Origin of the sequence: Nocardia sp. NPDC050175 (assembly GCF_044459885.1) — a bacterium.
In the GTDB taxonomy this organism is placed as follows: Bacteria; Actinomycetota; Actinomycetes; order Mycobacteriales; family Mycobacteriaceae; genus Nocardia.
On the sequence record NZ_JBITJI010000006.1, the window covers coordinates 460,931 to 482,465 of the forward strand.

Genomic DNA, 21,535 nt, shown 5'->3' on the forward strand with positions numbered 1-21,535 from the left:
TCAATAACCACCATTCATCATTCGACCTACGCAGGCAATAAGGCACATTTCGGTGCTCGGGTTCCTTGGAGGTAACCATGACCACGACCGACAGCGAGCCGGACAACGCGTGCCGGGCCCGGGTGGTGCTCGGCATCGTCGGCGATAAGTGGTCGTTGCTGGTTGTGCGCAACCTCCGGGATGGGCCGCGCCGCTTCACCGAACTCAAGCGAGACACCGACGGGATCAGCCAGCGCATGCTCACCGTCACCCTGCGCAGCCTGGAACGCGACGGGATCCTGACCCGCACCGTCCACAACGTCATGCCACCGCACGTCAGCTACGAGCTCACCCCGATGGGCAAGACCCTGCGCGAAGCCACCGCTCCCCTATTGGATTGGAGCATCAGCCATCTCGCGCGTATCGACGCCGCCCGCGCCGAATACGATGGGCGCGCCAAGCCCTCACCCGTCTAGGAACCGGTCGATGCGGCGATCGTGCCGCGCGGCGCGAAACGCCGACACGGAAGATGAACGACATGGGGCGCTGGTGAGCCCACGGTTGGCGAATGTTATTGCTCGGCAATCATATTCGCTCATCCGATGGCAACGGACCTTGGGTTGCTTCGATAAGCAGGTCATGGGTTTCCTGGTCGAAGGCGACCAGGCGGATCATGGTAGATATCTGTTGCGATCTTCGCGGCCAGTTGTGCGGCGCGGGCTGCTAGTGGCGAAGGAGTGCGGCGGGCCTGGCGCACCAGATAGATCTCGCGTGGGGCGATCGTCGGGCGCAGTGCGTGAATGCTCAGACCTTGGTCGGTGATGGCGCCGTGGATGGCGAGTCTGGGGAGGATGGCCGAGCCGAGACCTGCTCGGACCATGGAGAGCACGGTTTCGTTGCCTGCGGCGCGGAACACGAACTCGTGGTGGATGCCGCCGTCGGCGAGGGCCTGCTCGAGGGCGGGCTGTGCGCAGTCGGGCGGCCAGGCGATCATCGGCGCCCGGTCGAGTTCGGAAAGGTCAACGGGGCCAACGGGAAAGCGCCCACTGGGTGCTACGAGGTGGTACGGGTCGTCGAGGAGTTTGATGTGTTCGACGCCGTCGACGGGCAGGTCGTAGAAGAGCAGGTCGACGGTCGACAGGTCCGGGAATTCGCTCTCGTGCTCGGAGAGTCGGATGTCGCAGTGCGGGAACTCGTCTCGGAGCCTGTGGATCAGCACCGGGAGCAGCGTGTTGGACACGCTCTGGAAAGTGCCGATCGTGAGCCGTCCTTCGCCTGCTTTGAATCGCTCGACGACGGTGTGCATCGCGTCGGCCTTGGCGAGCAACTCGGCAGCGTGCGTGAGTATCACCTCGCCGAGCGGCGTGAGCTGGACTCGGCGCGGGCCGCCCGGACGGTCGAAGAGGCGGCCGCCGATCGCACGCTCGAGTGCGGCGATGTGCTGGCTGACGGTGGACTGCGTGTAGCCGAGCCTGGACGCCGCTCGGCCGAAAGACCCCTCGTCGACGACAGCGCTGAAAGTTGTCAGGTGTCGAAGTTCCACATCTGTCACACCACCAAGGTACTTCGGCAAAGCCGATCAAAACCATCGAGAATCATCGCTTTTCACGATCGATGAGCGAATCTAGCGTCAGGTACATGACTACGAACCCCCAATCCGCTTTGTGGATCCCACTTTTCGATGAACTCGCCGATCCGCTCGTAGCGGCACGGCTCGCCGCCGAGGCCGAGGAGGTCGGCTGGCACGGATTCTTCGTGTGGGACAGGCTCACCTGGCCCGCGCCGGTCTCGCGAGTCGCCGACCCGTGGATCGCCTTGGCCGCCATCGCAGCGGCAACCGAATCACTCCGGCTGGGTCCGATGGTCTCTCCGGTCGCACGTTATCGGCCCGCTGCGTTGGCTCGGCAGACCGCAGCAGTGGATCGGCTCAGCGAGGGTCGGCTGACCTTGGGCATCGGTCTCGGCGGCGACGCCTTCGGTGCGGAGTTCGCCCGTACCGGCGAGCAGGTCGATGACCGGGTGCGCGCCGAGATGCTGGACGAGGCGTTGGACATCCTCACGTCCGCCTGGTCGGGGCGGCCCGTGCGCCACCGCGGACCGCACTACGTGATCGACGATCTCACGTTCCTGCCGACACCGATTCAGCAACCGCGCGTACCGATTTGGGCCGCAGGCAACGCGAGCCTGCGCCGACCGCCGCACCGAGCGGCGCGGGTCGACGGGTACTTCCCGATGGAGGTGCGGGACCCCGAACAGCTCGCGGAGATCGGCGAGACAATCCGCGCCCTGCGCCCCGACCCCACCGCACCCTTCGACCTCGCAATGCCGTTGCCACCCGGTGCCGATCCCACCGCATACGTCGCCGCCGGCGCTACCTGGTGCTTGACCGAATTCGACCCGGACACAATCACACTCGACCAGGTACGGGGCGTGCTCAGAGACGGTCCTACTACCGTGGCGCCGGCGGGCAGGTGAGTGTGAAGACCTTGGAGTCGTTACTCGGGTTACCGTCCTGATTACCCGCCCACGTCCTGATGCTCAGTGTGTACGTTCCCTCATAGGGGTAAGGAACGCTGGCCGTACCGATCATCTTCGACTGTCCGGGTGCCAGGTAGGTCCAACCCTCATCCTTACCCGACTGCGGCTCGGGCGTACCTTTGACAGCCCAGTAGACGCCCCAACCCTGGGCCTCGACTACACCGATGTTCTTCACGATCACATGGAGTCCTGCGTTATAGCCGACATGATCCCCTGCAACGCATTCGGCAGATTCCGGGATCAAATCCACCCACGGGTAAGCGTGAGCAGGAGCAGTCGACAAGCAGCTGAGGACGGCGGCCGTCGCAACGACACACGTAACCGGCAATATTTTCATGTGAAATCTCCCCCTACCCCAGACGTACACGGCTGATCGTGTCCGTCGCATGAACGTTTTCGATCTTGCCACACCGCGCAGCTGGATGCGGCTCGTTCGGAAGCGAAACCGACGCTTGGCGAGGAAGCATCAGACCCGCTGCACCGCAAAGCATCTGACGCGCAAAGAAGTATGGGAAACAGGTTTCCAAGTGGAAACTCGTTGAGGTATGGTCAGCTCATGCAAGAGACACAGACACCGCAGCAGGCGCTGGAGATCGCGGCCGCTACTACTCGGCAGGCACGTGAGGCCGCCGCTTTGCCCAGTTGGGGACCTTTCGCGGCCGGCGTGTTCGCCGGACTGTTCGTCACACTGTTCGGCTTGGCGACGGTACTCGGATTCGACGACCCGATCGCGTGGACCGCTGTCATCGGATCAATAGCCGCGTACGCGGCGCATTTTGCGATTACGCGGTGGCTGCGGCGAGTTCGGCGGGCGCGCGGCCTCATTCCTGCCCCGCTGGCGATGTGGAAGTTCATGGTCGCGCTGCTGGTGGTGCTGGCTATTCCGGACTCCGGCTTCGGAAATCCGAGCCTGGCCGTATGGCTACAAGTGCTGGGCGGATTGATCATGGGCGGGTGGATCTGGTTCGCGGAGGCACGACCGAAGACCGCACTCTGGAAGATCCGACCGTGGCGGGCCTGAACGAGCTGTTCGCCTCCCTGCCGCGTCTGAAACTCGCCGCGTTCCTCGATGGCTGCACCGAAGCCGAATTCATGGTCGTCACCGAGCTCTGTGAGCTGAACAAATCCACCCTCTCCAAAGCGATGACCACCCTGGAAGCCGCCGGATATCTCAAAGTCACCAAGGGCTATGTGGGCCGCAAACCGAAAACCTGGCTCGCCCTTAGCTACAAGGGCCGCACCGCCTATCACGCGCACCTCGCTGCCCTCGCCGCGCTGACTCGGATGGCAAACGAGACGACGTCCGAGTCCTGAGTGAAGTTCGTTCCCATCCGAACGGGGGTCCGCGCACCACGACCATGACCGGGCCGGGGCCGGGGCCAGGGCCAGGGCCAGGGCCAGGAGCGATCATGGTTGGCCGGAGTGCTGGAGCAGCGCCGGGGCGAACACGTCCCACAGTGGCTTCGGAAGGTCGTGGCCGGCGCCTGCCAGGATCAGCAACGTCGCGCCGGGGATCGCGTCGCGCACCGAATGTCCGTGTGGGAGTGGGCAAATCGGGTCGTGGTCGCCGTGTACCACCAGGGTCGGCGCCTTGATGGCGGCGAAGTCGCGGGACGAACCGTCGAAGCTCATCGCGTAGTGGTTGACGAGGGTGGACGCGATGTCGCGGGCGCGGGCCACGTCCCGTTCGACCAGTGCGCGGGTGGCGATCTCGTCGAAGTAGGGCGAACCGCCCGAGCCCGCTTCTGCCGAGGCGACGATATAGTCCACTACCGCAGCGGAATCGGTGGGGTCCGGGTCGGGAAGGGCGAGCTCGTACGTCGACGGCGGGAGTCCGTCCTCGCCCGTCGAGGTCGAAACGAACGTCAGTGACTTCACCCGGTCGGGGTGGTCCACTCCGATGAGGAGCCCGATTCCGCCGGACATGGAACGGCAGACGATGTGTGCCCGCTCGACGTTCAATGCGTCCAGAATGCCGAGCGCATCCCCGGCCAAGTCGGTGTACCGGTATCCCGGCTCCCCCGGCGGGTAGCTGGTGGACCTGCCGGTGTCCCGGTTGTCGTAGCGAATCACGAAACGGTCGCCGCGCGAAATCTGTTCGCACAGTTCGGTTTCCCACCACAGCATCGAGGCGGTCGCACCATCGATGAGCAGGATCGCCGGGTTCGCGGGGTCTCCGAAGGTCTCGACGCACAACTCGACATCGTTGATCTCGATGAGCTGCTCGCCGTTGGAAAGGTGATTGGTCATGAACGCAACGCTAGGCCGTTCAGTCCATCGTAAAAAGCGATGATTTCTGATCAAGTCGATCGCGATCCACGATGTCAACGACTGGTATTTCCGGCTCTCATAACGCCGGGGACGTGTCGGATTCCGCACCGTCCGTCAACGGCTTCTCTGCGGATTTTCAGCTCAACTGTGCATCGCCCCCACTGCTGACCTGGGTGATTCAGCCTGTGACCAGTTGCGCACTCACGGAACTCGTACCCGGTCCGCCGAATCCTGCGACCACACCCGATGCAGTCGGGCGTAGCGGCCGTCCACGGCGAGCAGTTGGGCGTGCGAGCCGTCCTCGACGACAACGCCGTTGTGGAAGACGAGGATTCGATCGGCGGTTCGGGCGCTGTGCATCCGGTGCGCGATCGTGATGGTTGTGCGGCCTGCGGCGAGGCGATTCAATGCCTGCTGGACTCGGACGTCGGTGCCCGAGTCCACGCCGCTGGTCGCCTCGTCCAGGACGAGCAGGTCCGGATTCACCAGTGCGGTGCGCGCCAGCGCCACCAGCTGTCGCTCGCCGGCCGACAGCGACTCGCCACGCTGGCCGACGACGGTGTCCAAGCCGTCGGGCATGCCCTCGATCCAGTCGAGCAGGTCGAGCGCGCTGAGCACGTCGAGGACATCGGCCCTGGTGGCTCCGACACGTCCGAGCGCGATGTTGTCGAACACGGTGCGGTCGAACAGAAATGCGTCTTGCGGCACGACCGCGACGCGACGGGCGAGGGCGGCGTCGGCGATATCGATGAGGTCGACGCCCCACAGCGTCAGCCGACCCGAGGTCGGAACCAGTTGCCTGGTCACGAGTTTGGCGAATGTTGTTTTGCCCGAGCCGGTTTCGCCGACGACACTGACCTGCTCGCCGGGCTGGAGCACGATATCCACCCCGCGTAGCACCGGCCGGTCCGCGACGTAACAGAAGCTCACGCCGTCCAGTCGCACCGTCGGCGGTCCCTGCGGTAGATCCCGCGTCACCATCGCGACCGAACCGTCCGGGCGGTCGAGGATCTCGATCACGCGGCGCAGCCCGGCTTCCGAGTTACGGGCATCGGCCAGGCTGCTCACCGCGAACTGCAGTGGGCGAACGAAGAAGGTCGCCAGGAACAGGAACGCGACCACATCGCCCGCGCTCAACCCGGGATCCCAACCGAGCGAACCGGTTCCGAGCGCAACGCCGAGCACCAGCACCGCGGTGGTGATCAGGCCGCTGGCCGCCTCACCGATCGAGACGTTGAAGCCCATCGGCCACAGCGTTCGTTCCTGCGCCGCACACATCGCGTCGATCCGCCGGGTCACCCGGGCCCGCATACGCGCCTCGATGCCGTAGCCGCGTACGGTGTCGATACCGACGAGCGCCTCCAGCAGCCCCGAGTACACGGCGGCGACCGCGACGCGGACCGCATCGAATCGCCGCGCGACCACCCGTTGCAGCGCCCGGCCGAGCACCGGCACGCCGATGCCGATGGCCAGCGCGATCAGCGCGAGTGGCCAGGAGTACACCAGCATCACCACCAGGGCGATCAACATCTGAGAGATGTTCTGCACCAGTGTGATTCCGCCGGACTGCGCGAACAAGGTGACCACGTCGAGGTCATTGGTCACCCGCGCGACCAGCGAGCCTTGAGTTTCGGCGGGTGCGCTCGCCGGAGTCGTCCGCAGTATCCGCTCGAATGCCCTTACGCGCAGGTCGAATACCGCGTTCTCCACGGTATGCACCAAATAGCGGTTCAGCAGCGAGGAGCTGATCATCGCCGACAGCACCGCCGCGAGACCGATGGCGACCGCGACGGTAATCACCGAAGTCCTTGTCCGCGTGTCGATCTGCACCAGCAGCGCGTGGTCGAGCGCGTGCTGAATCGTCACCGGGATCACGATGCGACCGGACGCGGCCAACGCGGCGAGCACCGCTGTTACCGCGAGCGTGCGATAACCGATACCGGCCTCGGCGCGCACCCGGCGGAGCAACCCTGCGGTGCTGTATCGCGTTGTCGTGCTGGTCATTCCGTACCCTCACTGCCGTAGGCGGCAAGCAGGCCGCGATAGTCCGGCACCGCGGCGAGCAGTTCCTCGTGGGTTCCGGTCGCCACCACTCGACCGCGATCCAGCAGCAGTACGGTGTCGGCCAGAGTGATGGTCGCCGCCCGGTGCCCGACGAGCACCACGGTGGTGCGCCGGTCGTCGGCCGCGTACTCCGTGCGTAGCCCGTCGACCACCGCGCGTTCCACCACCGGGTCGAGCGCGGAGGTCGCGTCGTCGAGCAACAGCAGTCCCGGCCGCCGGAACACCGCGCGGGCCAACGCGATTCGCTGCCGCTGACCACCCGACAACTGGCTCTGCTCGCTCAGTTCGGTGTCGAGCCCGCCGGGTAACTGCTCGACGAACTCCGCCGCACCCGCCACCCGCAATGCCCGCCAGACCGCCGCATCGGAGGCCGCGGCACCGAGAGTCACGTTGTCGCGCACCGTATCTTCGAAAAGGAAGGCCGTCTGGGTGACCAGTGCGGCACGCCGCGGCACCTCACCCGCCAGCACCTGCCGGACGTCGACGCCGTCGAGCCGGACCGAGCCCTGGTCGGACTGGAGCAGATCGGCGAGCAAGGCGAGCACGGTGCTCTTACCCGCCCCGGTCCGGCCGACCACGGCGACGATCTCGCCCGGTTCGGCGCGCAGCCCGATATCACGCACCGCCGCCGCCGTCCCGTAACCAAAGGACGCCGAACGCACCTCGACCGGCACCGCGCTCTCCCCCGTCGCCAGCCGCGAAAGTCCTTGCCCCGGTGTCTGATCGACGGCCAGAATGTCGCGAACCCGGGTATATCCCGCGACCGCGAGCGGCACGCCGCCGAGGAACCGGCCGAGCACATTGAGCGGCATGGCCGTGGTGATCAGCAGGTAGATCACCTCGACGAGCGGGCCGACGCCCAGCTGCCCGGACCCGATGCGCACAGCGCCGATGGCGAGTATCACCAATGCGGCGAACGGCGGCATCAACTCGATCGTCGGATCGAAAACCGCACCGACCCGGCCCATTCGGCGGTTGGCCAGGCGGGCCGCACGCGCCGCGTCGGCGAACCGTTGCACCTCGTGATCGACGATGCCGAGCGTGCGGATCACCTGTCCACCCGCGATCGCCTCGTGCGCCATGGCACTCACCGCGGCCCGCTCGCGTTGCGCGGCTCGTGCCCGCGGTGCGAGCACCCGCTGGTAGGCCAGATTCGTCCCGAGCACCAGCGGAATCAGCACGGCCGCGACGATCGCGAGCCACAGATCGATGGTGACGATATCGATCATCACGAGCAGCAGCATCACCGTCATCCCGACCGCGAACGGGAAGTGCTGCATCGGCGCCCACGCCGTGTCGACGTCGGAGATCGCATGGGAGACGAGTTGTCCGGCGGCCCGGCGTCGGTGCCACGGAATCGCCAGCCGCAAGTATTGCGCGACAATGGATTTCCGCATTGTCGCTTGGCCGCGGAACTGGATGACCCCGGTCGCGACGCCACGCACGATGATCGTGGTGATGCGCATCAGCGACACCCCGAGCACGAAGAGCGCGGCCGCGGCCGCCGCACCGACCAGGAACCGTCCCTGCGCGAACCCGGCGACCACGACGTGCTCGGTGCTCCAGCCCACCGCCTTCGCGCCGAGCACCATGCAGGTGCCGTTGATCGCGCTGCTGCCGAGGGCGATCAGCGCCGCCACCAGGTGGTCACGACAACCGCGCACCATGATGGCGAGTCCGTTGCGCAGTGTTTGCGAATCCCGCCCGGCCGGGGCATCGACGATGACCGCCGACGGCACAGCACTACCTACCGCCGACAACTCCGCCTCCTGAACAACCCGTTAGGCCTTTAACAATCGCCAAACTGGTTGTTTGCCACAACAAACCAGATCAGCGTGATTTCAACGACCCACGTGCATCGGCGCCTGCACGATCGTCAGCTGCGAACGCTGGCGCAGGGTGAAGCCGAGCGTCTCGTACAGGCTGATCGCCGTCGTATTGTGGGCGACCGCGTGCAGAAATGGTTTCTCACCGCGCGCTCGGATGCCCGCGCCGACCGCACGGATCAGACGTGAGGCGAGGCCGCGGCCACGGAATTCGACATCGGTGCAGACGGCACTGATCTCGGTCCACCCGGGCGGGTGCATGCGCTCCCCCGCCATTGCCACCAGTCGGCCGTCGACCCGAAAACCCAAGTAGGTGCCCATTTCAATGGTCCGTGCCGCGAACGGGCCGGGTTCGGTGCGCGCGATCAGTTCGAGCATCTCGGGAACATCGGCGGCGGTGAGCACCTCGAAGGCCGGGTCCTCGGCCACCCGCAGCCCGGTGCCGTCCATCTGCACCGATCGAACATGCTGCAGCAGTGTCCAACCCGCAGGCGGCACATGCCCCTCGCCGCGCAGCGCGGTGTTGCCGCCCGGTCCGAGCAAGGTGGCCAGGTCGGCCCAGTCCTGGTCGTCCAGTACGGGCGGATGGCCGAAGAACCGGGCGACCTCCGGGTCATAGCGACCGATCCGCCCCACCCAGGCGGCGAACCGGCGGTGCTCGCCATGCAGCGAGGACCGCACCGGATCGTCGAGCGGATGCAACGAGGTATAGACATCGAGGGTCGACTCAGCGGTCACCGCACACTCCTCCACGAGAACGTTCAACCAGAGAACGTTAGCGAAGCGCACAACCATCGAACACGGTTGCACTCACCGCGATTCGGACGCGAGGTGCCGACGGCTCATCCGGTGCCGTCGAAAGGATTGCGATTCAGAGCTTCTCGGCAGCCGCCATCAGGAGCGCGCGCGACTGGTTCGGCGTTTCCGCCTGCACGGCAACCTGGTCCATCACCTCGCGGTAGACCTGCAGATCGTCGCTACGATCCAGGTAGAGCGCGCTGGTCAGCTGTTCCAGATACACGATGTCGGGCAGCTCGCGCTCGGCGAAGCGCAGCATGGTGAACGAGCTGCCTGCCGCCGGATGGCCGCCCGCCTCGTACGACAGCACCTGAATGGTTACGCCGGGCTTCTCCGACATCTTCACCAGATGGTGGATCTGCTCGCGCAGCACCTTCTTGCCGCCGATCGGGCGATGCAGCACCGCCTCGTCGAGCACCGCCCACAACCTGGGGCCGCCCGGCACGTCGAGGATCTCCTGGCGCCTCGCACGCAACTCCACCCGCCGGGTCGCCTCGGCGGTCTGGTTGCCGACCTCGATGACCGCGTGGGTGTAGTCCTCGGTCTGCAGCAGCCCCGGAATCAGTTGCCCCTCAAACGTTCTGATCGTCTGCGCGGCGCCCTCCAGGCCGAGGTAGGTCTCGAACCAGGGTGGCAGCAGATCGTTGTACCGATGCCACCAACCCGGCTGATTCGCCCGGAGGGCCAGATCGACGAACATCTCGCGCTGATCCGCCTCGGTGACGCCGTAGAGGGTCAGCAGATCCAGGATGTCGCGTTCCTTGTACCCGGTGCGGCCGAGCTCGAGGCGACTGATCTTGGCGTGCGAACCACGGATGTGCTCACCCGCCGCCAGCGGCGTGATGCCCCTCGCCTCGCGCAGCTTGCGCAGTTGACCGCCGACCGCGATGCGCAACGCCGTCGGGCCGCGCTCGGCAACCCGCGCGTCGATACCCGTGATCCGGACCGGCACCGTGACCATGACCTCATCTCCGCTTCTCGACAACCACCGGCGGTAGGTACACCGCCCCACCAGATGTTATCCCGCTCCCAGCATGGAATCCCACACCACCGATGACCGCGTGTGTGCACGGCTGTCGCCGTTCTCCGCCTGGGTTTTCTGATCAGCATGGTTGACGACTTCGCCGCATCGATGCACACTGGGCAAGCGATCAGTTACTAAGCAAGCGCTTAGTCAGCATCCGGGATTCGTATGCTCTCCGGCTCGGCCGGGATCTATTCAACGTGAAGTGGGACGCCGCCATAGCTGCTCGGCGTCCAGGCAACAGCGAAAAGGAGTCCCATGAACAGCACAGACATGCGTACGCGACCCATGCGTAATATCGGCGCGATTCAGCGGTTCCGGCACCTTCCGGGAATGGCCGCCGTCGCCTTCGTCACGTTCGTGTGCACTACCGCGCCGGCGGCGGCGATAGAGGTGGACCCGACTCCTGTCGCAGGCATCCCCAGCTGCGCCGGTGTCAAGGACACGTCGGGGATACATGATGCGACGGGCGCCGGGCCGACCAGGACATTCGCCGACAACTTCGCCCCGCCGCAGCCCGACAACTGGTGCAATATCCATTACGGCACCGACACCCTCACCGTGGATTCCGACGGCCTGACCTTCCACAACGTGCCGGACAGCGGTACCGGCGCGCAATGGCGATACGCCGAAATCGTTGGCATGCCGGCATTTACGGCCGGACAGTCGATGAACTACACCATCAAGGGAACCGACGTCAGCAACCTCAACGGCTCGATGGCGTTCGGGCTCTTCAATCGCATCGGCGACCCGACGCAAGTCAGCCTGGCCATGTTCATATACCAGCACAGTTCGAGGTTTTCGCCGATTTTGGACCCCCTCCGGCCGCTGCTCGACCCGACGACACTGGCCGCACCCGACGGCTTCTTCCTGATAGTCCACAAGGCGGGCACAGTGCAGCTGAGCCTGATTCGACTGGATGAGAGGCTGCTGAGCCAGGATCACCGGTACACGGTGCGGCAATCGGACCAGTCCGTCGAGTTCCTCATCGATGGCGAAAGCCGCGGCGTCTTCGACTACCCGCAGAATCCGGCCGACGCGGCGTATCCAGGCATGGCAAGCATGTGGTTGGACGATCAATACTGGCCGGAAGATATCGTCCTCGGCACGAACGACAAATCGGAACCGAACACCGCGGAAACCACTGTGACGTTGCGGTGTTTCGAGCAGACCGATTACGCCGCCGGTGCGACCTCGGGCACCAATTGTCCTGCGGCATAACAGGAACCTCGGGACCTACTTCAGTGCGGCAATCCGTTTTTCGAGCGTGTCCCAGGACAGGCCCGGTGTGCGAACGAAGGTGAAGTAGCTGATGTCCAACTCGTCTCGCAGAGAACGGATTCGGTCGGCCGCCGCATCGACCGAAGAGCAGCTCTACCAGGCGATGGCCCACCTGAGCGAATGAGCGACGAGCCCACCTAGAGCATGCCGCCGTCGACGGTGCGATTCATCTTGATCACACGGCGTCGAGGTCCGCGAGGGCGCCCGCTAGATGCAGATTGTCGACGGCCCGCAGCGCGTCGGCCGCAGGCGGGTGCAGACCCGATTTGGCACAGGCATCCAGTAGCTGGGCATGCACAGCCCAGGTCACCAAAGGTGGTTCGGACAGCAGAGATAGCAGCGGATCGATCTGGCCGCCCAGCTGGGATACCGCCTCCGCGCGGATGCTTTCCCGAAGATCGGTGCGCGCCAGCTCGATCAGCCGGTCGTCGAGTTCGCCGGGTGGCGTGTGGGCAGCGCAGGTGGCCAGCGCCTCGTAACCGCAGGTGCCGGCCACCGCACCGGAGGCGACCAGATCCCAAGTGAGCGTGGCGATCTCACGGGACCGTGGCACGAACCGCAGGTCGTAAACCGCGGACTTGCGGACGCCCAGTTCCGGATCATGGGCCAGCGCGAGCAGCGAATCCACCTCCTGCCAGGTAGACAGTATGGGGCAGCACAGCATTCGCACCTCCGGGTCCGGATGGCCGGACAGCAAGGCGGCGAGGCCAGGGCGATCGACGGCAGGCACACTCGTCCAGTCGTAGCGGCGCAGCGCGTCCAGTTTCGCCGCCCACGGGCCGTCGAGATCGGAGTAGGTGGCGACGATCTCCGCTGCCGGTGGCGCGGATGGCTTGGGCCGCAAGGGTTCTGACGGCCCAAGCGGTGGCGTGTCGAGCTCGGGCGGCCCGAGCAGGTCGGCGACGGGTGCGATCCACTGTCGGATCCGTAGCTGCTCGCGTTCGAAATCGTCGAGCATATCCTCCTTGGAATCCTGTGCGGCGGTGGCCCTTTCGTCGTCGCCCTGGGCGATCTCATGCAGCAACCGGAGTGTGGCCCGGCTGTGGTAGTAGCGCAGTGTGTCGATGGCGGCGCAGGCCACGTCGGTATCGCTGTCGGCGGCGGCGCGGTGCAGGGCCGGTTCGGCGGCCACCGGTTCGTCCCAGCACAGGATGTCGGCCGCAGTCCACCGCACCGTGGGGTCGGGGTGGTCCAGCCCCTGGATCTTGTACTGCTGCCAGCGCGGTTCCTCGAAACGGAACACGATGCCGGACAGTGCCTCCCGGTGCAATAGATGGTGCGGATCGCGCGCCACCGGTTCGAGTAGATCGGCTTCGCTGCGCTCGGCCTGCCGCAACACACAGGCGCGGACCAGGTCATCGCCGGTGTCCCACCAGGCGCGCAGGTCGGCGCCCTCCGGGCACATCGCCGTGTGCTCCAGGACCTGGAGTGCCGCCAGCCGCACCTCGGCCGGTCGTTCCCGGTCGCGGCCGATCTCGGTCAGCGACGCCACCGCGCGCGGGTCGCGGAGCCGACCGAGCGCATCCCGGATCTGTTCACGCGTCAGACCGCCGACAGCGGGATCGGCCAGCTGCCCGATCAACTCGAAGGTCGCCGACCGATCCTGCTGCTCGACGATCCGCTCCAAGTCCCCTACCATCCGCATTCCCCCATCCTTGCCGAGGTCCTCCGGCTGGGCCACCGAGATTCGCACAGGACCTGCATGCCCGCGCGCGTCGCAGTTCCCGCGCTGAGACTCGTCGGCGAAGCTAGAGCGTCTGCGAGCACGCGTCGAAGCCGGGCGACACCGCCTTCTGGACGTGAAGTCAGACCATGCCGCCGTCGACGGTCAGATTCACCTTGTTCACGGCCGGGTTGCGGATCAGGAAGACCGTGGCGTCGACGATGTCGGCGGTGGTGACCAGGCGGCCGGTGGGGGTGCGGGAGCGGATCGACGCCAGCACCTCGGTGTTTCCGGCCCAGGATGCGGTGTCGCTGATGATCCCGGGGTGAATGGCGTTGACGCGGACCGGCGCGAGTTCCGCCGACAAGGTGCGCACCATGCCGACCACCGCGCCGTTGACCGCCGAAACCGTCGTGGAGCCCGGATAGGGTAGGTCCTTCGCGACGCCGCCGAAGAGCACGATCGAACCGGTCGGCGCCAATGCCTCGTGCAATGCGCCGATCGCGGCCGTGTAGCCGACCAGCTTCAGTGTGGCCAGGTTGACCGCGCGATCCACCGAGTAGTCGCGCACGCTGTTCATGTCACGTTCCACCGCGGTGATCACAAGGTGGTCCACCCGCTCGATTCCGGCCAGCGCCGTCCGGACCTCGTGCGGTCTGGTCAGATCCACGGCCGCGCCACGCACGTCGTAGCGGTCAGCCGCCACCGCACGAGCGACCTTCTCGGCGCGTTCCTGGTCCCGTCCGGTCAGCAGCACGGAATCGCCTTGCTGGGCAAGGTATGTCGCGAGTTCCAGCCCAACTCCGCTGGTACCACCGATGATTACGATGTTCGCCATGTGTTCTGTTGCTCCCTCGGCCTTTCCGTTGTCGGTCAGATGATGAACGTGGGCTGCTCATCGATGCCGAGGACGCTGCGGCCGTAGATTTCCCGGCCCAGGTCGGGGTTGACCACGCCGTGGCGGGAGGCGGTGCCGATGTCGCGCCAGATCCGCTGCAGCGGATTGGACATGGCGAATCCGCCTGCGCCGTTGACGGATACGAGGCGGTCGACGGCCTCGCGGCTGCGGACCGCGGCGACGCCGGTGTCCATTCGGACGCGGGCCCGCTCGGCGACCGTGAGCTGACGACCTGCCTCGGCGGCCCGATCGAGATCGTCCGCGGCGCGGTAGGCGTGCAGGTGCGCGGTGTCGATCAACGACGCGGCGTCGGCCACGGCGAGCTGCACGCTGGGCGAGTCGGCCAGGCGCGGATATGTGGTGAGCGACATGGGCTTGCGCTGAGCCGTCCGGATCGTCAGTTCCAGTGCGGCGCGGGCCATTCCGAGCATCGGCGCGACTACGGTCAACGCGAGTTGGGATGATGTCGCGACCCGGAATCGGGCTTCCTCCGCGTGTTCCGCGTAGGCTCCGGCAAGCACGCCACCCATGTTGATGATCCGATGCGCCGGGACCAGAACCTCGTCGGCGACAAGGGTGTTGCTGCCGGTGCCTGCCATTCCCGCGACATGCCAGGTGTCTTCCACGGTCAGATCCGCCAGCGGCACAAGGACAATCAGCGGCGGTTGGTCGGCGGCCGCGGGCGCCACCGCCAGCACCGCCCACTGCGCGTGATCGACTCCCGACGCAAAACCCCACCGGCCGCTGACCGTGATGGCACCGTCGACCGCCACGCTCGACCCGGACGGGGTCAGCGTCGCCACCAGCGCGGCGTCGGAGTCGGCGCCCCAAACTTCCTCCTGGGCACGCTCATCCATCAGCCCGGCGATGAGGCTGCCACCGGTGTAGACCATAGCGATCCAGGCGGACGAGGCGTCGCCGCGCGCCAGTTCGGCGGTGACCTCCATGCAGGTGCGGACCCCGGCGCTGTATCCGCCGAAGCAACTCGGGGTGCCCAGGCGAAACATTCCGGCCGCGCGCAGCGCCTGCGCGGCTTCATCGGTTACCCGGCGGAGCCGTTCACCCTTCTCCGCCTGCTCCGCGAGGGTAGGTACGAGCCGTCCCGCGGCGGCTAGCAGATCCGGCTGTCTCGCACCGGCGGCGGTGCCGACCGGGGAGAATGGGGTGACGCTCATTTATGCTCCTGAACAAACTGAAGATCATCGCGGGACGAAGTGCTCGCGGCCTCGAGCGTATGGCGACGATGGCAGCTGCAAAAAGGAACGTACGTGCCGACCAGAGGGAACCTCAGTGCCAGTTCGACCTGATGAACCGGGGACCGGTCACCCCCGGACACTCCCCGCCCCCGGTCCGACGCCGACCGACGGTCCGCCCGCGCGCGCCGAAATCGAAGTCCCGCTGCACCATCCGCACCGACAAGACCTACTGCGCCGTGAATGGCGTCAGCAGATGGGTCACCTCCCGCACGTGCGCAACCTCACGCTCCCGCACACGAACGCCCATGGTCTCTACCGGTCCCGGGTCCAACGTCGCCTCGTCGACGATGTCGGCGTCAGCGACCAGTACACCGACGAACTCGCCGGGTCCTCGGGCGGGCACGAATCCACCGTCGGCGCACAGGTCCTCGTCCACCTCATCGGCCAGGGCGCGTTGCGGGTCGCCGACGCATCTCGGCAAGCCGACATCGGGCCGGGCATGCTGTGTATCCGCGATCTGCGCACCCCATGGGACTTCGCCTTCACCGAGCCCACCACCTGCCGGACGCTGAGCCTGCCTCGGGCCGCCCTGGTGGAGCACATCCGCACCCGGACCCTCCCCGCACTGACCGTCGTCCCCCGAACGGCCCCGGCGGCGCGGCTGCTGCTGGCACACGTGGATCTGGCGCGCGACCTGACCACTCAACTCAACGGGGCCGGTGCCACCGCTGCCCGAGATGCCATGCTGATGCTGCTGGCCGGTGTCATCACGAGCGAAACCCCGCACGATGAACCGCAACTCGCGGAATCGCTCGTCGCCGCGGCGACCCGGTACGCCGACACACACCTGCACGACCGCGACCTATCCCCTGCGGTGATCGCCCGAGCCCTGTGCGTTTCCGTGCGCACCCTGCACCGCGCGTTCGCCACCGCCGACGAATCCGCCATGGCCTATGTGCGCCGACGCCGCCTAGAAAAGGCGCACATCGATCTCACGCACGCCGGCACCGTCGCCGAGGTCGCGGCACGCTGGCACTTCGCCGATACCAGCCACTTCCGGCGCGCGTACAAGGCGCATTTCGGCCACCCTCCCCGCGGCCACGATCGGGTGGCCGTCAGCTCGTGAGCATGATTACCTGCGCCGAGGCAGGCGGGCGACCTGGGCGAAAAATTCGTCGATTTGCTTGATGGCGGCGGTGAATTGGTCGAGGTCCGCCGGTTTGGTGACGTAGGCGTTGGCGAACAGGCGGTAGCTGCTCAGCACGTCGTCCTCGGCCGAGGAGGTACTCAGGATGACCACCGGCATGTCCGACAGCTCGGCGTCGGCGCGGATCTTCGCCAGGATCTGCCTGCCGTTGTATTTGGGCAGGTTCAGATCCAGCAGCACCAGGTCCGGGCGCGGTGCGTCCAGGTGATCGCCTTGCCGGAAAAGGAAATCCAGCGCCTCCTGCCCATCCCTGGCGACATGCAGGGTGCTGCCGATCTGGTGCTCCTCGAACGCTTCCCTGGTCATCAGTTCGTCGCCCGGGTCGTCCTCGACGAGCAGGATATCGACGGGTCGGGTAGAGATCATCACAGCGGAACTCCTTCGACGGCCGGCACGGCCGGGATAGCAGGGTTGTCCTCGGCGAGGACGGGCAGGGTGAACCGGAACCGTGTTCCTTCGGTATGTGCGGTGTCGACCCAGATCTTGCCGCCGTGGTATTCGACGATCTTGCGGCACACCGCAAGACCAATTCCGGTGCCGCCGTACTCCTCTCGACTGTGCAGGCGCTGGAAGATCACGAACACCTGCTCGGCGAATTCGGCCGCGATGCCTATCCCATTATCGGTCACCGACAGCTCCCACATTCCCGAAGCGGCATCGAGTTCGCAGTCCACTCGGACCAGCGGGGCGCGATCGGGGGCACGGAATTTGATGGCGTTGGCGATCAGGTTCTGCCACAACATCGTCAGCAGCGTCGCCTCCCCCACGACCTCCGGCAACTGCGCGGGCAGTTCCACCCGGGCGCCGTTGTCCTCGATGACCGAGGACAGATCGCTCACCGCGGCATCCAGCGACGCACGCAGATCGACCCGGGTGGTGGCCTCGGCGACCCGCCCGACGCGGGAGAAGGTGAGCAGGTCGTTGATCAGGATCTGCATGCGTTTGGCCCCGTCGACGGCGAAGTCGATGTACTGCTTGCCCCGTTCATCGAACTTGTCGCCGTAGCGTTTATCGAGCAGCTGGCAGAACGACGCGACCTTGCGCAACGGTTCCTGCAGGTCGTGCGAGGCGACGTAGGCGAATTGCTCCAGTTCGGTATTGGAGCGGCGCAGCTCCTCGGCCTGCAGGTCGAGCTCGGTCTTCTGTTGGGACAGGACCGCTTCCTGCGCGCGGGCAGCGGTCAACTCGGACACCACCCGTCGGCGCATCCGCTCGACGACGTCGGCGACGGTGGCGACATCGGCCGGGCCCGCGATGTCGATGTGATGATCGAAATCGCCCTCGGCGACCCGCGACGACGCGGCCGCCAAGGCCGACAGTGGTTGTGCGACAAGGCGACGCGCCAGCCCGGTCAGGATCGCACCGGTCAGCAGGGCGACCGCGACCATGCTCGCGAGGACCCAGTTGCGCAGGGCGCGAGTGTGCTCGAGCGCGCGGCGGTCGGCGGCGATCGCGTCGGTCAGATCGGCGTTCTGCGTATCGAAATGGGTGCGCAGTTCGTCGAAGAGGGCCTTGCCCTGCGCCGAGGTAGCCGCCAATGCCGCAGGCGGGGCGTCGGTATTGCGTGCGTAGTTCACCCGCCAGTTGTCCGCGGCGTGTTGCACCGCGTCCAGATCCGCGAGCAGTTCCGGAGATCCGGCCACCAGGGTGCGGATCCGGTCGGCGGCTCTGCTCTGCTCCTGCAGCCCGTTGCTGTACGGCTCCAGGAACTGTCGATCACCGCTGATGGCGTAGCCGCGGACGCCGGATTCCTGGTTGATCAGCGCGCTCTGCAAGCGACTTGCCTGCAGTAAGGCCGGCTGCGTGTGGTTGAGCACTCGGTCGGTCGCGTTGTTGGTGTTCGCGATCACCTGCGCACCCGCGGCCGCGCCGAGCACGACCACGATCCCCATCACGCCCAACACCAGCTGAAACCAGGCTTGCACGGTGAAGCGCCCGACACCGCGCCCTCGAGCTGTCGCGGCAGTGCTCGCCACAGAGTCCTCCGTTTCCAGAAACGGGCGCACCTGGGCGCGCGTCATCGAACTCGACAGCCGTTTGCTGGACCGCGAAGTATCGAAATACTAACCGGTCCCGTCGATCCGACCGCACCGGTGGCCTAGACCGGGCGAAACATCGTGGCCTCATCGAAAACCGTCAACCAGTCGGCACCGACCGCCCGATAGCCAAACGCGTTCAATCCCTTGATCACCGCGGGCATATGCGCCGCACCGTAGACGATCGCCACGACCTCGTGTCGTTCGCGACGCTCCTGGTATATCTCTGCCAAGGCCGACACCAGGGCCTTGTCCCGGTCATGGATGAAGAACTCGTTCATGAACCGGAGCCGCACCTCAGTGTTATCGGAGATATCGAACCGGGTGCGCAACAGCCAGCCCCGACCACCGAGGGCCATCACCACGACATAGAACGGGGTCAGCAGCAGCAGGTCGAGCACGGAGAGAATCAACATCCGCCGCCGTCGATTGCTCCGCGAGTAGGCATCCGGCCACACGACCGGCACACCGAGCGCCGCGTGATCGATGTCCTGATGCACCAGACTCCGGGCCGCACGCTGAAACGTCATGCGCATCGCGAGGACGATGGCGAGACCGGTAGAGCTGGGGGTGTCGGTGCCTTCGGAGACGATCAGGTCGCACTCACGCAGTCGGTCGGCGACCTCCTGATAGAACTGCCGCTGACCGATGTGCACCATCGGAAAGAGCCGAAAGGTCAAGGGTCCGCCCCGAACCCGCAGATCGATGACCGCCGACCGCAATCCGAAAACACTGAACTCGGTGATCTGCACGGCCCACCTCCCATGGCCGGTTCCGGAGTCTCGTGCTCGCTCCGGAATGGGTACAGAATACGGCTGTGTCTCACCACTGTTGCTGCCGCCAATTCCGGTGGCACAGAAGACGAACGAACCCGCCTCGGCCTGATCTGCACAGCAATGCTCAGCCCTGTCTCGTTGGTTCAGGCAGCGGTATCCCGTTGCACGTCAGGTCCTGTGCGGGGGTGACGCCGTCGACCAGGAAGGATTCGACGATCGTGTCGACGCAGTCGTTGCCGTTGGCGTAGATGCCGTGGTCACCTTCATCGATGACAGTGAGCAGGCGGGAGTTGGCGAAGGTGCGATGTGTCTGTTCCGCGCCTTCGCGTGCGGTGCCGGGATCGTTGACCGATTGCACCAGCAATACAGGCGGAAGGCCTTGGCCGGTAGGCGTTTCGAGTTGCCCTTGCGGTCGCTTCCACGATGAGCAAGGCCAAAGGACGCTGTAGCCCCGCAGAGGGTAAGCACTGCCGAGGCGTTGCATCGTATGGAGGTTGTCCGTCCAGTCGTGCGCGGGTGTGTCGTTGCATTGGATCGATAGCCGGGTCGCCGCCCAACTGTCGACGTTCACGCCGAACGGTACCGCCCCGCCGATCAGCCGGACGAGGACCGTCTTCAGCATCGGGGTCAGTTCGGCCAATTGCGCCAGTGCGGTACCGATTTCAGGATCGTCGGCAGGGCGATCCGCCACCGTCCGCAACGCGGACAAATACTCGGCGGCTTGCGGGAAGTAGCGCTTGTCATACATCACCGTGCTCAGCGTCGAGTCCAATGCCACCGCGTCGATCGGCCCGCTCTGCGGCACTCGCACCGGCCGCTCGGCGAGCACGGCACGTACCCGCTCGTAGCTCTGCCGTACCGCGTCACCGGTCGCACCCAGGTGGTAGAGCTGGTCATATCGGGCGACCCACGGCGTGAAGTCGCCGCGAAAGCGTCGCTCGACCGCCGCCGGAGCTCGGAACTGGTCATCCTCCCAGGTACCTGTGACGTCCATGACGGAATCGAAGACGAATCTGTCCACCCGGGTCGGGAAGTAGGTGGCGTAATAGGCGCCGAGCCAGGTCCCGCCCGAGTAACCCAACCAGTTCACCTTCTGCCGACCGAGTAAGTGGCGCAACAGATCGAAGTCCTGCACGGTCTGCTCGGTGCTGATGTAGCGACCGAGCTCGCCCGACTTCGCTTGGCAGAACCGGGCATAGAGGTCGTTGGCACCGTGTAGCAGATCAAGATTCCCCTCGCTCTGGTCCCTCGGGTCCAGCGAGAAACCCGAGTACTGACCACAGGAGACGTTGGTGCTGCCACCGAGACCCCGCACATCGATGCCGATGACCTCCATGTTGTCCAGCACCGCGGTGCGAGCCGCGCGCAGCAACAGCAACGGCATGGACCGGCCGGGGATGCCCGGCCCGCCGGGATTGGTCAGCACGGTGCCCTTGGGCGCGCCGTTGGCCGGTCGAAGCCGGCTCACCGCGATGGTGAGATCGTGCTGACCGTCGGGCTGCCGCCAGTCCCGGGGAACGGTGTACGAACCGCACTCGAGCCTGCCGGATCCGGGCGGCAGATCCTTCGGCACATCCTGCGGGTCGAAGCACAGCCGCCAGTCGATCCGCTGCTCGAGATAGCGGGCCGATTCCGCCGCGATCTGCGGTTGCGCGGGCACTGGTATCGAGCTGACCAGGGTCATACCGAGGGCGACAGCCACACCGGCGGCGATGATCTTCTTGCTCATGTGGTCCTCTCACTTTTTTGCAGCGGCGATCGAGGTGCGGCGCAGACCGCCGTGTCGACGGCATTCAGCACCGCACCCGGCATTCGGTCGAAGGGCGCGTGGATGGCTCGGCGCGCGAGGGCACCGAGGTGATAGGCAGCCATTGATCGTGCACAAATGGATATTCCGACTATCCGTTAATGGGTAGTAATGCTATCCATAGCGCGACTGGGTCGACAAGGGCTGCACGGATGAACGCGGAGGGTCGAA

19 protein-coding genes are annotated in these 21,535 nt (G+C 65.9%); 6 read left to right on the forward strand and 13 right to left on the reverse strand.

Annotated elements, in window-relative coordinates:
• Positions 1 to 77: 77 nt before the first annotated feature.
• Entirely contained in the window at positions 78 to 455 is a 378-nt protein-coding gene (locus ACIBK2_RS23105) for a winged helix-turn-helix transcriptional regulator (RefSeq protein ID WP_396969633.1), read from the forward strand.
• 161 nt (positions 456 to 616) lie between these two features.
• Here ACIBK2_RS23105 and ACIBK2_RS23110 read toward each other — a convergent pair whose 3' ends face one another.
• The gene (locus ACIBK2_RS23110; RefSeq protein WP_396969634.1) at positions 617 to 1,531 is read right to left on the reverse strand and encodes a LysR family transcriptional regulator; all 915 of its coding nucleotides are present in this window, start codon (positions 1,529 to 1,531) and stop codon (positions 617 to 619) included.
• Positions 1,532 to 1,617: 86 nt separating this feature from the next.
• On the opposite strand from ACIBK2_RS23110, the gene ACIBK2_RS23115 reads away from it, so the two are divergent.
• From ACIBK2_RS23115 to ACIBK2_RS23125, 3 genes are all read left to right on the forward strand, one after another.
• On the forward strand, positions 1,618 to 2,454 hold the full coding sequence (locus ACIBK2_RS23115) for an LLM class flavin-dependent oxidoreductase (RefSeq protein WP_396969636.1): 837 nt from the start codon (positions 1,618 to 1,620) through the stop codon (positions 2,452 to 2,454).
• 619 nt (positions 2,455 to 3,073) lie between these two features.
• Positions 3,074 to 3,538: a hypothetical protein gene (locus ACIBK2_RS23120; RefSeq protein WP_396969638.1), complete on the forward strand. Its 465-nt coding sequence runs from the start codon at positions 3,074 to 3,076 to the stop codon at positions 3,536 to 3,538.
• On the forward strand, positions 3,526 to 3,831 hold the full coding sequence (locus ACIBK2_RS23125) for a transcriptional regulator (protein WP_396969640.1): 306 nt from the start codon (positions 3,526 to 3,528) through the stop codon (positions 3,829 to 3,831). The genes ACIBK2_RS23120 and ACIBK2_RS23125 overlap by 13 nt, the downstream gene beginning before the upstream one ends.
• Before the next feature lie 93 nt (positions 3,832 to 3,924).
• On the opposite strand, the gene ACIBK2_RS23130 is transcribed toward ACIBK2_RS23125, so the two are convergent.
• The 5 genes from ACIBK2_RS23130 to ACIBK2_RS23150 form a co-directional block, all read right to left on the reverse strand.
• Complete coding sequence (locus ACIBK2_RS23130; protein ID WP_396969641.1) at positions 3,925 to 4,767, reverse strand: alpha/beta fold hydrolase; 843 nt, start codon at positions 4,765 to 4,767, stop codon at positions 3,925 to 3,927.
• Positions 4,768 to 4,989: 222 nt separating this feature from the next.
• Positions 4,990 to 6,792: an ABC transporter ATP-binding protein gene (locus ACIBK2_RS23135; RefSeq protein WP_396969643.1), complete on the reverse strand. Its 1,803-nt coding sequence runs from the start codon at positions 6,790 to 6,792 to the stop codon at positions 4,990 to 4,992.
• Positions 6,789 to 8,612, reverse strand: a complete 1,824-nt coding sequence (locus ACIBK2_RS23140; RefSeq protein WP_396969646.1) for an ABC transporter ATP-binding protein — start codon at positions 8,610 to 8,612, stop codon at positions 6,789 to 6,791. Before ACIBK2_RS23140 ends, ACIBK2_RS23135 begins: the two co-directional genes overlap by 4 nt.
• Positions 8,613 to 8,693: 81 nt before the next feature.
• Positions 8,694 to 9,416, reverse strand: coding sequence for a GNAT family N-acetyltransferase (locus tag ACIBK2_RS23145; protein ID WP_396969648.1), 723 nt, complete (start codon positions 9,414 to 9,416; stop codon positions 8,694 to 8,696).
• Positions 9,417 to 9,549: 133 nt separating this feature from the next.
• Positions 9,550 to 10,437 carry a helix-turn-helix domain-containing protein gene (locus tag ACIBK2_RS23150; RefSeq protein ID WP_396969650.1) on the reverse strand — a complete coding sequence of 296 codons (888 nt, stop codon included), beginning with the start codon at positions 10,435 to 10,437 and terminating at the stop codon, positions 9,550 to 9,552.
• A gap of 321 nt (positions 10,438 to 10,758) precedes the next feature.
• Here ACIBK2_RS23150 and ACIBK2_RS23155 point away from each other — a divergent pair, with 321 nt between their 5' ends.
• Positions 10,759 to 11,721, forward strand: coding sequence for a hypothetical protein (locus ACIBK2_RS23155; RefSeq protein WP_396969651.1), 963 nt, complete (start codon positions 10,759 to 10,761; stop codon positions 11,719 to 11,721).
• A 235-nt stretch (positions 11,722 to 11,956) separates the two neighbouring features.
• On the opposite strand, the gene ACIBK2_RS23160 is transcribed toward ACIBK2_RS23155, so the two are convergent.
• From ACIBK2_RS23160 to ACIBK2_RS23170, 3 genes are all read right to left on the reverse strand, one after another.
• On the reverse strand, positions 11,957 to 13,426 hold the full coding sequence (locus ACIBK2_RS23160) for a HEAT repeat domain-containing protein (protein ID WP_396969653.1): 1,470 nt from the start codon (positions 13,424 to 13,426) through the stop codon (positions 11,957 to 11,959).
• Positions 13,427 to 13,586: 160 nt separating this feature from the next.
• Positions 13,587 to 14,282 (reverse strand): SDR family oxidoreductase, encoded by a 696-nt coding sequence (locus tag ACIBK2_RS23165; RefSeq protein ID WP_396969655.1) that lies wholly within the window; start codon positions 14,280 to 14,282, stop codon positions 13,587 to 13,589.
• Positions 14,283 to 14,317: 35 nt separating this feature from the next.
• On the reverse strand, positions 14,318 to 15,517 hold the full coding sequence (locus ACIBK2_RS23170) for an acyl-CoA dehydrogenase family protein (RefSeq protein ID WP_396969657.1): 1,200 nt from the start codon (positions 15,515 to 15,517) through the stop codon (positions 14,318 to 14,320).
• A gap of 115 nt (positions 15,518 to 15,632) precedes the next feature.
• Between ACIBK2_RS23170 and ACIBK2_RS23175 the strand changes: the two genes are divergently transcribed.
• Entirely contained in the window at positions 15,633 to 16,664 is a 1,032-nt protein-coding gene (locus tag ACIBK2_RS23175; RefSeq protein ID WP_396969659.1) for a helix-turn-helix domain-containing protein, read from the forward strand.
• 6 nt (positions 16,665 to 16,670) lie between these two features.
• Here the strand turns inward: ACIBK2_RS23175 and ACIBK2_RS23180 are convergent, their stop codons facing one another.
• From ACIBK2_RS23180 to ACIBK2_RS23195, 4 genes are all read right to left on the reverse strand, one after another.
• Entirely contained in the window at positions 16,671 to 17,111 is a 441-nt protein-coding gene (locus ACIBK2_RS23180; protein WP_396969945.1) for a response regulator, read from the reverse strand.
• Positions 17,111 to 18,637, reverse strand: coding sequence for a CHASE3 domain-containing protein (locus ACIBK2_RS23185; RefSeq protein WP_396969947.1), 1,527 nt, complete (start codon positions 18,635 to 18,637; stop codon positions 17,111 to 17,113). The genes ACIBK2_RS23180 and ACIBK2_RS23185 overlap by 1 nt, the downstream gene beginning before the upstream one ends.
• Before the next feature lie 206 nt (positions 18,638 to 18,843).
• Positions 18,844 to 19,533, reverse strand: a complete 690-nt coding sequence (locus ACIBK2_RS23190; protein WP_396969661.1) for a hypothetical protein — start codon at positions 19,531 to 19,533, stop codon at positions 18,844 to 18,846.
• 148 nt (positions 19,534 to 19,681) lie between these two features.
• Complete coding sequence (locus ACIBK2_RS23195) at positions 19,682 to 21,286, reverse strand: alpha/beta hydrolase (protein WP_396969663.1); 1,605 nt, start codon at positions 21,284 to 21,286, stop codon at positions 19,682 to 19,684.
• Positions 21,287 to 21,535: the final 249 nt, after the last annotated feature.

What these genes read in the sequence shown, in the direction of transcription:
- ACIBK2_RS23105 (WP_396969633.1), top strand. Translation starts at nt 78, where the DNA reads ATGACCACGACCGACAGCGAGCCGGACAACGCGTGCCGGGCCCGGGTG.
- ACIBK2_RS23115 (WP_396969636.1), top strand. Translation starts at nt 1,618, where the DNA reads ATGACTACGAACCCCCAATCCGCTTTGTGGATCCCACTTTTCGATGAA.
- ACIBK2_RS23120 (WP_396969638.1), top strand. Translation starts at nt 3,074, where the DNA reads ATGCAAGAGACACAGACACCGCAGCAGGCGCTGGAGATCGCGGCCGCT.
- ACIBK2_RS23130 (WP_396969641.1), bottom strand. Translation starts at nt 4,767, where the DNA reads ATGACCAATCACCTTTCCAACGGCGAGCAGCTCATCGAGATCAACGAT.
- ACIBK2_RS23135 (WP_396969643.1), bottom strand. Translation starts at nt 6,792, where the DNA reads ATGACCAGCACGACAACGCGATACAGCACCGCAGGGTTGCTCCGCCGG.
- ACIBK2_RS23150 (WP_396969650.1), bottom strand. Translation starts at nt 10,437, where the DNA reads ATGGTCACGGTGCCGGTCCGGATCACGGGTATCGACGCGCGGGTTGCC.
- ACIBK2_RS23155 (WP_396969651.1), top strand. Translation starts at nt 10,759, where the DNA reads ATGAACAGCACAGACATGCGTACGCGACCCATGCGTAATATCGGCGCG.
- ACIBK2_RS23160 (WP_396969653.1), bottom strand. Translation starts at nt 13,426, where the DNA reads ATGCGGATGGTAGGGGACTTGGAGCGGATCGTCGAGCAGCAGGATCGG.
- ACIBK2_RS23165 (WP_396969655.1), bottom strand. Translation starts at nt 14,282, where the DNA reads ATGGCGAACATCGTAATCATCGGTGGTACCAGCGGAGTTGGGCTGGAA.
- ACIBK2_RS23170 (WP_396969657.1), bottom strand. Translation starts at nt 15,517, where the DNA reads ATGAGCGTCACCCCATTCTCCCCGGTCGGCACCGCCGCCGGTGCGAGA.
- ACIBK2_RS23180 (WP_396969945.1), bottom strand. Translation starts at nt 17,111, where the DNA reads ATGATCTCTACCCGACCCGTCGATATCCTGCTCGTCGAGGACGACCCG.
- ACIBK2_RS23185 (WP_396969947.1), bottom strand. Translation starts at nt 18,637, where the DNA reads ATGGGGATCGTGGTCGTGCTCGGCGCGGCCGCGGGTGCGCAGGTGATC.
- ACIBK2_RS23195 (WP_396969663.1), bottom strand. Translation starts at nt 21,286, where the DNA reads ATGAGCAAGAAGATCATCGCCGCCGGTGTGGCTGTCGCCCTCGGTATG.